Genomic DNA, 11,830 nt, shown 5'->3' with positions numbered 1-11,830 from the left:
CCTTCGACCCCGTCCGCAAGCAGTACTTCTGGCACCGCTTCTTCTCCCACCAGCCGGACCTCAACTACGAGAACCCGGCCGTCCAGGAAGAGATCATCTCGGCGCTGAAGTTCTGGCTGGACCTGGGCATCGACGGTTTCCGCCTGGACGCGGTCCCGTACCTGTTCGCGGCCGAGGGCACCAACTGCGAAAACCTTCCGGCAACCCACGAGTTCCTGCGCCGGGTACGGAAGGAGATCGACGCGCAGTACCCCGACACGGTGGTGCTGGCGGAGGCGAACCAGTGGCCCGAGGACGTCGTCGACTACTTCGGCGACTTCCCGAGCGGCGGCGACGAGTGCCACATGGCGTTCCACTTCCCGGTGATGCCGAGGATCTTCATGGCGGTCCGGCGGGAGTCGAGGTATCCGGTCTCGGAGATCCTGGCCAAGACCCCGGCGATCCCGTCCGGCTGCCAGTGGGGCATCTTCCTGCGCAACCACGACGAGCTGACCCTGGAGATGGTCACCGACGAGGAACGCGACTACATGTGGGCGGAGTACGCGAAGGACCCGCGTATGCGCGCCAACATCGGCATCCGCAGGCGCCTGGCCCCTCTCCTGGACAACGACCGCAACCAGATCGAGCTGTTCACGGCCCTGCTCCTGTCGCTCCCCGGCTCGCCGATTCTCTACTACGGCGACGAGATCGGCATGGGCGACAACATCTGGCTCGGCGACCGCGACGCCGTCCGCACGCCGATGCAGTGGACACCGGATCGCAACGCAGGTTTTTCGTCCTGTGACCCCGGCCGGCTGTCGCTGCCGACCATCATGGACCCCGTCTACGGCTACCAGGTCACCAACGTCGAGGCGTCGATGTCGTCGCCCTCCTCGCTGCTGCACTGGACGCGCCGCATGATCGAGATCCGTAAGCAGAACCTGGCGTTCGGCCTCGGCTCGTACCGGGAACTGCCGTCGTCCAATCCGGCGGTGATCGCGTTCCTGCGCGAGTACGAGGACGACCTCGTCCTGTGCGTGAACAACTTCTCCCGGTTCGCGCAGCCGACGGAACTGGACCTGCGGGCGTTCAATGGGAGGCATCCGGTCGAACTGTTCGGCGGGGTGCGTTTTCCGGCCGTAGGAGAGCTGCCGTACTTGCTGACGCTGGCGGGGCACGGCTTCTACTGGTTCCGGCTCCGCAAGGAAGCCGCCTAGATCGCTGCTGGATCCGGGCTGGATCCCGGTGGGGCGGGGCGGTTTCGGTTTCCCCCGCCCCGCCCGGGGCACGCAACAGTGACACCCCGACCACCCCCGGGGAAAGGAACGTGACTCCATGGCGGAAACTGTCACACTCTCCGGCCGGACCAGTCCCGGTCCCGGTCCGGACCTCCTCGCGTCACTGGACCCCCTCCTGCGGGAGTGGCTGCCCAGGCAACGGTGGTTCGCGGGCAAAGGCCGTCCCGTCACCGGTTTCTCGCTGGTGGCGGCGACCGAGCTCCTCCCGGTGGACGGCACCAAGCCGGGCCTGTACCACCTCCTGGTCCGCGCCCATCAGTCCCCCGCCCCGGGCGACTGCTACCAACTCCTCATAGGCGTGCGCGAGGCGCTGCCACCCCGGCTCGCGCCCGCGCTCATCGGACATGTGGAGGAGGGCCCGCTCGCCGGTCACACGGTGTACGAGGCCCTGTACGACCCCCGGCCCGCCGAGGTGCTCCTGGAGGCGCTGCGCACCCGGGCCCGCATCGGCGGGCTGCGCTTCGAACGGGCCCCGGACGCCCCGGACATCGGCCCCGGCCTGACCCCGCGCCTGATGACGGCCGAGCAGTCCAATTCATCGGTGGTCTACGGCGACACGTACATCCTGAAACTGCTGCGCAGGATCGTGCCCGGCACCAACCCCGACCTGGAACTCCCGCTGGCCCTGGCGCTGGAGGGCTGCACGCGGGTACCGGCACCGACGGCGTGGCTACGGGCGGAGTTCGCGGACGAACCGTACGTCCTGGGAGTCCTCCAGCCCTTCGTGCGGGGCGCGGCGGACGGCTGGGAACTGGCGCTGGGCGAACTGTCCAAGGGCGAGGACTTCGGCACGGAGGCGAGGTCGCTGGGCCGGGCGACGGCGGAAGTACATGTCGCCCTGGCGCGGGCGCTGCCGACGATGACGTTGGGCCACGCACAGCTGGAACTGCTGGTGAGCGGCATGACGGAGCGCCTGGACGCGGCGGCACAGGCGGTACCGGCGCTCCGCCCGTACGCCCCCGGCCTGCACTCGGCGTTCTCGGCACTGGCGGATCTGGCGGCGGAGGGCCACACCTGGACCGCCCAACGCATCCACGGCGACCTGCACCTGGGCCAGTGCCTGCACTCACCGTCCGGGGAATGGTCCCTGATCGACTTCGAGGGCGAGCCCTCCAGGCCCCTCGCGGAACGCCGTATGCCCCAGCCGCCGGTACGGGACATCGCGGGGATGCTCCGTTCCTTCGACTACGCGGCCCACTCGACGACACCGGCCGCGCCGGGCTGGGCGGACATGTGCCGGGCGGCGTACTGCTCGGGGTACGCGGAGGTGACGGGGGTGGATCCGCGTACGGACCCGGTCCTGCTCCGCGCGTACGAGACGGACAAGGCGATCTACGAAGTCCTCTACGAGGCCCGCCACCGCCCGGACTGGCTCCCGGTCCCCATGTCAGCGGTACGGCGGCTGGCGAACCCCACGACTTGACCCGACCCACCTCGACCTCGACCACATCCCGCCCGCCTCGAACTCACCCCGCTCAGGAGGCTCTACCCGTGACCCCGCGTCCCCCGTCCAACGGTTCGGATCCACAGCCGAGGAAGAAAACGGCCGAGGAGAAGAGCGGTGCGGAAGTACAGCCGACGGCTCCTGCGGAGAAGGGGGGCGGTGACGGCGGCGGGGGTAAGAAGGGCGCCGAGGTTGTGGGGAAGGGTACGGCGGGCAAGGGGGGCGCGCTTAAAGGGGCTGCGGGCGAGAAGGCGGTGGGCGAGGGAGGCAGGGTCAAGGGGGCTGCGGGCAAGGGGGCGGCGGCGGAGAAGGCGATGGAAAAGAGGGGCGGGACGGGTAACGCCGTTGCGAAGAAGGCCGGGTCGAAGGGGGCGGCGGAGACGGCTGCGCCCGGGAAGGCCGGGAAGGCCGGGGCCACGAGGGCGGTGGCGAAGGACGCGCGGGCTGAGACGGCTAAGTCTGGAAAAGCGGCCGGAGCCAAGACAACGAAGAAGAACGCGCCGGCCGAGACGTCTGAGCCCGGGAAGGCCGCGGCAGCCGGAGTCAAAACGGCGAAGAGGTACACACCGGCCGAGACGACCGAGCCTGGGAAGGCCGGGGCCAAGAGGGCGACGACGAAGAACGCCGGTACGAAGAAGGCAGCGGCAACGAAGGCTGCGGCGAAGAGCGCCGTGCTCAAGAAGAAGAACGCCGTGGCGAAGACTGGTTCGGCGGAAGACACCTCGGCGACAGAAGCTGCGACGGAGAAGGCCATGACGAAGACGGGCGCCGCGAAGACGGGTACGGCGAAGAGGACGAACGTGACGGCGAAGGTCCCGGCGGAGACGGGCTCGGCAGAAGACGTCGTGGCGGAGACGGGCAGCACGAGGAAGACCGTGACGAAGAGGACCGCAGCGAAGAAGGGCGCGACCAAGAAGGTCGCCGCCAAGAAGGGTGCCGGGAAGAAGAACTCGGCGAAGAAGGGCCTGGCCAGGAAGACCATCGCGGCTGACGAGAAGTCCACGCGGAGGACGGTTACCGCCGACACGGGGGTGGATTCGGAGGCGGCTCCTCCCACGCAGGAAAGCGCGGCTCCCATATCGGAGGGGGCGGATTCCGCACCTGAGCAGGGGGCTCCCCCGGCGCAGGAGGCTTCCGCAGCAGAGCAGGCGGCTTCCACACCGGGTCAGGAGGCTGACGCCTCTGGCATCGCGTCCACGTCGGAGCCGGGCGCCACGTCGGAGCCGGGCCCCACCTCGGAACCGGGCCCCACCTCGGAACCGGGCCCCACCTCGGAACCGGGCCCCACCTCGGAACCGGGCCCCACCTCGGAACCGGCCTCGCCGCCGGCGGCGGCCGAGGCCGCAGAGCCGGCCACGTCCTCGACGCCGTCCACCGCACCCGCTCCGGCGGCGCCGCCAGCTCCGGACGACACCTCGGGTTCGGGGTCGGCCACACTGCCGACTCCTGCCGATGCCCCGAAGGCGCAGACGGCCACACCAGCGCCCCCGTCAGCCACACCGACCTCATCCACCGCTCCGGCTCCGGCCACACTGCCGGTATCGGCCGATACCTCAGAGTCAGTCACGCCCCCGACTCGGACCCAGCCTCCGATCCCGGCCACTGCCTCGGAATCGACCACACCACCGCCCACCGCACCGGCCTCGGCCGACGCACCGAAGCCGGCCACACCGCCGATCACCGAACCGGCCCCGGCCCCGCTGATGGCCCCGACCGACGCACACGAGTCGGCCACACCGACATCGCCGCCAACCGCATCCGCTCCGGACCAGACTCCGGCCGACGCCCCAGAGCCGGCCATACCCCCGGCCCCGGTAAGCGCTCCGGCTCAGCCCCAGCCTCCGGCCCCGGCCAACATCTCGGAGTCGACGGCACCCCCGACCACCGCACCGGCCTCGGCCACGCCACCGGCCTCGGCCGACGCACCGGAGCCGACCGAACCGCAGGCGCCGCCGACCCCGCTCACCGAACCGGCCCCGCCCGCCGCTCCAGCCGCGACGCCGGTGCCGCTGACAGCCCCCACCGACACCCCAGAGCCGGCCACCCAGCCCACTCCATCGGCCTCGCCCACCCCTCCCCCAACCCTCACCATCTCCCCCGCCCTGGACGCCACAGACCGCGATCGCCTCCTCCACGGAACCCACCACGCCCCCCACTCCGTACTCGGCGCCCACTCGGTCCCCGGCGGAGTAGCCTTCCGCGTGTTCCGGCCCTTCGCCCTCGGAGTCACGGTCGTGGCAGGTCAGTTGAAGGCCGAGCTGCATGATGACGGGGACGGGTTCTTCTCGGGGTTGCTGCCGTTGCAGGGTGTGCCGGAGTATCGGCTCGCCGTGGCCTACGAGGGCACCGTGCAGGAGGTCGAGGACGCGTACCGGTTCCTCCCCGCGCTCGGTGATCTGGATCTCCACCTGATCGGTGAGGGCCGGCACGAGGAGTTGTGGCAGGCGCTCGGGGCGCGGACGATGACGCATCAGGGGGTCGCCGGCACCCGGTTCACCGTGTGGGCGCCGGACGCGCAGGGTGTACGCCTCGCCGGTACCTTCAACTTCTGGGACGGGACGGGCGCCCCGCTGCGCTCACTCGGCGGCACCGGTGTCTGGGAACTGTTCATGCCGGGCATCGGCGAGGGCGAGCTGTACAAGTTCGAGATCACCCGGCCCGACGGGTCGAAGACGATGCGCGCCGACCCGATGGCCCGCCGCACCGAGGTACCGCCCGCCACGTCCTCGATCGTCCACGCCTCGCACTACGAGTGGAACGACGCGGAATGGCTCGCCCAGCGCGCCGAACTCCCCGCCCACAAGGCCCCCTTCTCCATCTACGAGCTCCATCTCGCCTCCTGGCGCCCGGGTCTGACCTACCGTCAGCTTGCCGAGCAACTCCCCGCCTACGTCAAGGACTTGGGCTTCACCCACGTCGAGATGATGCCGGTCGCCGAGCATCCGTACGGCGGCTCGTGGGGCTACCAGGTCACCGGCTTCTACGCCCCGACCGCCCGCCTCGGCACTCCCGACGACTTCAAGTTCCTGGTCGACGCGCTGCACCAGGCCGGTATCGGCGTCCTGATGGACTGGGTCCCGGCCCACTTCCCGCGCGACGACTGGGCGTTGGCCGAGTTCGACGGCCGCCCCCTGTACGAGCACGAGGACCCGCTCCGGGCCGCGCACCCCGACTGGGGCACCCTGGAGTTCGACTTCGGCCGCCGTGAGGTGCGCAACTTCCTTGTGGCGAACGCCGTCTACTGGTGCGAGGAGTTCCACATCGACGGCCTGCGCGTGGACGCGGTCGCCTCGATGCTCTACCTCGACTACTCACGCGAACCGGGCCAGTGGACCCCGAACGAGCACGGCGGCCGGGAGAACCTCGACGCCGTTGCCTTCCTCCAGGAGATGAACGCGACCGTCTATCGGCGGGTGCCCGGTGTCGTGACGATCGCCGAGGAATCCACCGCCTGGGACGGGGTCACGCGCGCCACGCACCACATCGGACCCGGCGGATTCGGCGGCCTGGGCTTCGGGTTGAAGTGGAACATGGGCTGGATGCACGACTCGCTCGACTACATGTCGCACGAGCCGGTCCACCGCAAGCACCACCACGGCGAGATGACGTTCTCGATGGTGTACGCGTACAGCGAGAACTACGTCCTGCCGATCTCCCACGACGAAGTAGTCCACGGCAAGCGCTCGTTGGTGTCGAAGATGCCCGGCGACTGGTGGCAGCAACGCGCCAACCTCCGCGCCTACCTCGCCTTCATGTGGGCCCACCCCGGCAAGCAACTCCTCTTCATGGGCCAGGAGTTCGCCCAAGGCGCCGAGTGGTCGGAGACAAACGGCCCCGACTGGTGGCTCCTGGACCCCTCCTACGGCGCCGAAGCCGACCACCGAGGCGTACGCGACCTCGTCCGCGACCTCAACACGGTCTACCGCCACACCCCCGCCCTCTGGCAACTGGACACGGACCCGTCCGGCTTCCAGTGGATCACCGGCGACGCGGCCGAGGACAACGTCTTCGCCTTCCTCCGCTACGACACCGACGGCTCCCCCCTCCTGGCCGTCAGCAACCTCTCCCCCGTGGTCCGCCACGACTACCGCCTGGGCACCCCCGACGACATCCCCGCCTGGCACGAGACCCTCAACACCGACACGGCCCTCTACGGCGGCAGCGACATCACCAACCCGGACCCCATCAAGCCCGAACCCCAACCGTGGCACGGCCGCCCGGCGAGCATCCGAGTGACCTTGCCGCCGTTGGCAACGGTCTGGCTGCGCCCGGCGTAGCAGCCCCAACTTCGCAACGCCAACCGGGACTTCTTCAACCCCGGCCGGCAAAACCCGGCCCGTCCGGCACTTACTGACGCAGGCCGGCATTACTCAGCCCGTCCGGCGTTTGAGGACGAGGCCCCTTCAGGGCCGATGGGGGTCTGGGGGCGCAGCCCCCAGGACGCCCACACCAACGCTGCCCACCATCACGCCGTCACACCGCCCCCGCTTCCGCCAAGCTCAGCGGCAGCGAACCCGTATGCAGCACCCCCAACCGCTGAGTAGCCCGAGTAAGCGCCACGTACAGATCACTCGTCCCGTACCGCCCCGGCTCGACAACCAACACCGAGTCGAACTCCAGCCCCTTCGCCTGCCGAGGATCAAGCAGAACGACACTCCGCGTCAGATCCGGCTCCGCGCCGGCCGTCACCCCGTCCAGCCGCGCGGCCAGCCTCCGGTGCAGATCACGAGGCGCGATGACCGCCAAGCGCCCCTCCGCAGGGGTGAGTTCATCCACGGCCTTGGCCACCGCACCCGGCAAGTCGTCAGTGGCCCGCACCCAGGGCCGTACCCCCGTGGCCCGCACGGAACTCGGCGGCTCGAAGCCCGGATTCTCCGCGCGGACGACCGCCGCCGCGAGGTCCATGATCTCGGCGGGGGTGCGGTAGTTGACGCCGAGCCGGGTGTGGTCGTAGCGGTCCTCGACGTACGGGGCGAGGATCTCCGACCAGGAGCCGACGCCTGCCGCTTCCGCCGTCTGGGCGGGATCGCCGACCAGGGTCATCGACCGCGTGGGACTCCGCCGCATCAGCAACCGCCAGGCCATCGGGGAGAGTTCCTGCGCCTCGTCGACGATGATGTGCCCGAACGCCCAGGTACGGTCGGCCGCCGCGCGCTCGGCGGCGCTGCGGTGGTCCTCCTCCTCGTGCCGCTCCGCGAAGCGTTCCGCGTCGATGATGTCGTGCGCGGACAGCACCTCGGAGCCCTCGGGGTCGCCCTCCTCCTTGTCCTCGAACTCGAACGTCCGGGACGCGAAGGACACGTCCAACACGCCCTGTGCGAACGACACTTGCTCCTCACGCTCGCGCTGGGCCCGGGCCTGCCGCACCCGGTCGTCCCGCCCGAGGAGCTCCGCGGCCTCGTCGAGCAGCGGTACGTCCGCCACGGTCCACTCGCGGGTCACCGGGCGGCGGATGGCGGCCGCGTCGTCGTCGGAGACGTAGCCCACGGGGTCGGCGAGGAAGTCCGCGACGAGGTACTGCGGGGTCAGGCGCGGCCACAACTGGTCGATGGCGGCCCAGACTTCGGGATTCTCGGCGAGTTCGTCGCGGATCTGGGTGATGTCGCTGGGGTCGAGGAGGTTGCCGCCGTCGAAGGGGTCGGTGCCGATGCGTTCGGCGAAGAGTTCGGTGAGCGTGTTGAGGATGTGGCCCTCGAAGTGCTCGCGGGCCGCGTTGTGCGGGAGCCCGGCCTCGCGGGTGCGGTCACGGGCCACGCGGACGAGGCCGTCGTCGAGCATCAGGATCTCGCGGTCGTGCTCGATCGCGATCACCGGGTCGGGCAGCGACTGCCAGTCGCGTACGACGGCGGCGAGGACGTCGGCCATGTCGGCGCGGCCCTTGACCGCGGCGGCGGCCCGGCTGTCGGTGGCCGTGGCCTTCACGCCGGGGAACAGCTCGCCGACGGTGGCGAGGAGTACGCCGGTCTCGCCGAGGGAGGGCAGCACCTCGCCGATGTAGCCGAGGAACGCGGGGTTCGGGCCGACGATCAGGACCGCGCGCCTGGCGAGCAACTCCCGGTATTCGTAGAGGAGATACGCGGCCCGGTGCAGCGCGACGGCGGTCTTGCCGGTGCCGGGGCCGCCCTCGACGACGAGCACCCCGCGGTAGGGCGCGCGGATGATCTCGTCCTGTTCGGCCTGGATGGTCTGCACGATGTCGCTCATCCGGCCGGTGCGCGCGGAGTTGAGCGCGGCGAGCAGGACGGCGTCGCCGCTCGGGTCCTCGTGGCCGGTGCGGGTGGCGTCGCCGAGGTCGAGGATCTCGTCGTGCAGGGCGGTGACGCGGCGCCCGTCGGTGGTGAGGTGCCGGCGGCGGCGCAGGTCCATCGGGGTGTGGCCGGTGGCCAGGTAGAAGGGGCGGGCGACGTCGGCCCGCCAGTCGATCAGGATCGGTGTGAGGTCGGCGTCGTCGGAGCGGATGCCGATGCGGCCGATGTGGTGGGTGGTGCCGGAGGTCAGATCGATCCGGCCGAAGCAGAGCGAGCCTTCCACGGCGTTCAGCGCGGCGAGCATCCCTGAGCGCTCGGCGACGAGGATGTCCCGCTCCAGCCGGGCCTGCCTGGGCGTGTTGCTCTGCCCGAGCGCGTCCGTGACGGAGTCCTCGGTGGCGTCGCGCAGCGCGTCCACGCGCGCGTACAGACCGTCGATGAATTCCTGCTCACCGTGAATTTCATCGCTGTTTGACAATTCCACTCCCGGACATATATACTGTGCTCACTAAGCCTCTTCGCGACTCAATTCCCGTGAAGTCGCGAACCATTGAATATACGCAAAGAAATCCCCCGAGCGCAATTGCTCGGGGGATTTCTTTGCGTATCGGGCGGGATCAGAGCACGTCGGAGAGCTCCTCCAGCAGCCGTCGCTTGGGCCGGGCCCCCACCATGGCCTTCACCGGCTCACCGCCCCGGAAGACCATGAACGTGGGCATCGAGAGGACCTTGTAGGCGTTCGTGGTCTCCGGATTCTGGTCCACGTTCAACTGCACCACCTTGAGTCGCTCGGCCTCCTCGGTGGCCAGGGCCCGCAGCACCGGCGCCATCTGCCGGCACGGGGGACACCAGTCCGCCGTGAACTCCACCAGCACCGGCAGCTCGGCCCCGATCACCTCCGCCGCGAAATCCTCGTCCGTCACGTCCATGACGTGGGTCACGTCGATCACAGTTCATGCCCTCCCAGTTCGCACAACGGTGGTGGCTCCTCAACCGTCGCGAGCCGCACCCCGATCTCCGCCCGCACCGCCTGCAACTCCCCGATCAGGGAGTCCAGTTCGGCCAGCTTGCGCCGGTAGACCGCGAGCGAGGCCGGGCACGAGTCGCCCTCCGGGTGCCCGGCCCGCAGACACTCCACGAAGGGCCGCGTCTCCTCCAGGTCGAACCCGAAGTCCTGCAGCGTCCTGATCTGCCGCAGCAGCTTCAGATCAGCCTCGTCGTACGTCCGGTACCCGTTGCCGCCCCGCCGCGCGGGCAGCAGCCCCCGCGCCTCGTAGTACCGCAGGGCCCGCGTCGTGGTCCCGGCCCGCGCGGCCAGCTCGCCGATTCGCATGCCTACGACGGTAATCCTTGACGTCGGCGTCAGGGCAACAGCGGTTTGCGCTCCACCGGGGAGGTCAGCACGATCGACGTCGTGGTGCGCCCGAGCGCGGAGACCGCTTCGAGGACCTCCTCCGGGTGGACGGTGTCCCGGACGGCGGTCTTGAGGATCCAGCAGTCCTCGCCGACGACATGGTGCACCTCGGTGATCTCGGGCCGCTCGATCAGCTCCAGGGTCCTGGGGTGCTTCAGGGTGTAGCCGCCGTGCGGGTCGACCCGGATGAACGCCTGGATGCCGTAGCCGAGCCGGCCCGGGACGACATGGGCGCCGTAGCCGCTGATCACGCCCGCGGTCTCCAGTCGGCGCACGCGTTCGGTGACCGCCGCCGGGCTCAGCCGGACCCGTCGGCCGAGCTCGCTGAGCTTGATCCGGCCGTCGGTCTGGAGGAGGTGGAGGATCTGCCGGTCCACCGCGTCGAAGGCAACCGGTGTTTCGGCGGCGGTGGCTCGCGAATGCCGTGGTTCTTTCGGTACGGCGGCCGGAACTCCCATGTCTTCCCCTTCAGATCCCGCGGATACGCCCGAAGAATTATGGCCATGGAAAAGGCACGGGACGTCCTGGTCATCGGCGGCAGCCGCTACTTCGGCAAGCGGCTCATCGCGCGGCTGCTGGCCGCCGGGGACCGGGTCACGGTCCTCAACCGGGGTTCGTCGGCGCCGCCCGCCGGAGTCGTTCACCTGACCGCCGACCGCGACGACGAGGACGCGCTGCGCGCCGCTCTCGGCCCGCGCACCTTCGACGTCGTCGTCGACCAGGTCTGCTACACCCCGCGCCAGGCGGTGATCGCCCGCCGCGTCTTCACCGGCCGCACCCGCCGCTATGTGATGACGTCGACGGTCGAGGCGTACGAGCACGAGGACTCGCCGACGCTCGTGAGCGAGACGGCCGTGGATCCGCTCGCGGTGGTCGTCGACCTCGAACTCCCCTGGGGCGACCCGGAGTTCCTCGACACGCACTACGGCGAGGGCAAGCGGCAGGCGGAGGCGGTGTTCGCGGCGGCCGGACCGGAGTTCCCGTACACGGCGGTCCGTGTGGCCCATGTCCTGGGCGGCGCCGACGACTTCACCGGCCGCCTGGCCCACTACGCCGACCGCATCCGCACCGGCGAGCCGATCGCGGTCCCCGCCACCAACCACCCGGCGACGTACATCCACGTCGACGAGATCGCCGACTTCCTCTTCTGGACGGCCGGCCAGGACTTCACCGGCCCGGTCAACGCGGCCTCCCACGACCCGCTGACCACGGCGGACCTGTGCGCGGCGCTCGCCGCACACCTGCCGTCGGGCAGGACGGCCTTCCGGACGGTGGAGGTGGGCGAGACCTCCCCGTTCTCCTTCGCCCGTTCCTACGGCATGGACAACTCCCGGGCGGAGAAGCTCGGTTTCGCTTTCGGCGACGCACGGCGGTGGCTTCCGCGGGCGGTCGCCGAGACCCTGGGAAAGGACAACTGACGAGCGGTACCGCGCACTTGGCGACCTAC

Annotated in this window: 10 protein-coding genes; 4 read left to right on the top strand and 6 right to left on the bottom strand. The window is 70.1% G+C overall.

From position 1 onward, the window contains the following. On the top strand, positions 1-1,196 hold a 1,196-nt coding region (gene treS / locus ACGFY9_RS40330; RefSeq protein WP_365309778.1), incomplete at its 5' end, for a maltose alpha-D-glucosyltransferase. A gap of 118 nt (positions 1,197-1,314) precedes the next feature. Beyond that, the gene (locus ACGFY9_RS40325; protein ID WP_393762746.1) at positions 1,315-2,700 is read left to right on the top strand and encodes a maltokinase; all 1,386 of its coding nucleotides are present in this window, start codon (positions 1,315-1,317) and stop codon (positions 2,698-2,700) included. A gap of 52 nt (positions 2,701-2,752) precedes the next feature. On the opposite strand, the gene ACGFY9_RS40320 is transcribed toward ACGFY9_RS40325, so the two are convergent. Then, complete coding sequence (locus ACGFY9_RS40320) at positions 2,753-3,724, bottom strand: hypothetical protein (protein WP_393762744.1); 972 nt, start codon at positions 3,722-3,724, stop codon at positions 2,753-2,755. Positions 3,725-3,886: 162 nt separating this feature from the next. Then, positions 3,887-4,156, bottom strand: coding sequence for a hypothetical protein (locus tag ACGFY9_RS40315; protein ID WP_393762742.1), 270 nt, complete (start codon positions 4,154-4,156; stop codon positions 3,887-3,889). 268 nt (positions 4,157-4,424) lie between these two features. Here ACGFY9_RS40315 and glgB point away from each other — a divergent pair, with 268 nt between their 5' ends. Beyond that, entirely contained in the window at positions 4,425-6,998 is a 2,574-nt protein-coding gene (gene glgB / locus ACGFY9_RS40310; protein WP_393762740.1) for a 1,4-alpha-glucan branching enzyme, read from the top strand. A gap of 196 nt (positions 6,999-7,194) precedes the next feature. On the opposite strand, the gene ACGFY9_RS40305 is transcribed toward glgB, so the two are convergent. The 4 genes from ACGFY9_RS40305 to ACGFY9_RS40290 form a co-directional block, all read right to left on the bottom strand. Next, positions 7,195-9,429 carry a HelD family protein gene (locus ACGFY9_RS40305; RefSeq protein ID WP_393762780.1) on the bottom strand — a complete coding sequence of 745 codons (2,235 nt, stop codon included), beginning with the start codon at positions 9,427-9,429 and terminating at the stop codon, positions 7,195-7,197. Between the two features lie 157 nt (positions 9,430-9,586). After that, on the bottom strand, positions 9,587-9,898 hold the full coding sequence (gene trxA, locus ACGFY9_RS40300; RefSeq protein ID WP_393762778.1) for a thioredoxin: 312 nt from the start codon (positions 9,896-9,898) through the stop codon (positions 9,587-9,589). A 17-nt stretch (positions 9,899-9,915) separates the two neighbouring features. Continuing rightward, a complete protein-coding gene (locus ACGFY9_RS40295) occupies positions 9,916-10,302 on the bottom strand; it encodes a MerR family transcriptional regulator (protein WP_393762738.1) in 387 nt (128 codons plus the stop codon). A gap of 29 nt (positions 10,303-10,331) precedes the next feature. Beyond that, entirely contained in the window at positions 10,332-10,841 is a 510-nt protein-coding gene (locus ACGFY9_RS40290; RefSeq protein ID WP_393762736.1) for an Lrp/AsnC family transcriptional regulator, read from the bottom strand. Between the two features lie 39 nt (positions 10,842-10,880). Between ACGFY9_RS40290 and ACGFY9_RS40285 the strand changes: the two genes are divergently transcribed. Next, the gene (locus tag ACGFY9_RS40285; RefSeq protein ID WP_393762734.1) at positions 10,881-11,801 is read left to right on the top strand and encodes an NAD-dependent epimerase/dehydratase family protein; all 921 of its coding nucleotides are present in this window, start codon (positions 10,881-10,883) and stop codon (positions 11,799-11,801) included. Positions 11,802-11,830: the final 29 nt, after the last annotated feature.

This window comes from Streptomyces sp. NPDC048504 (assembly GCF_043200035.1).
Taxonomy (GTDB): Bacteria; Actinomycetota; Actinomycetes; order Streptomycetales; family Streptomycetaceae; genus Streptomyces.
The sequence above is the reverse complement of the archived record's forward strand: the minus strand, read 5'-3'. Positions and strand labels throughout refer to the sequence as shown.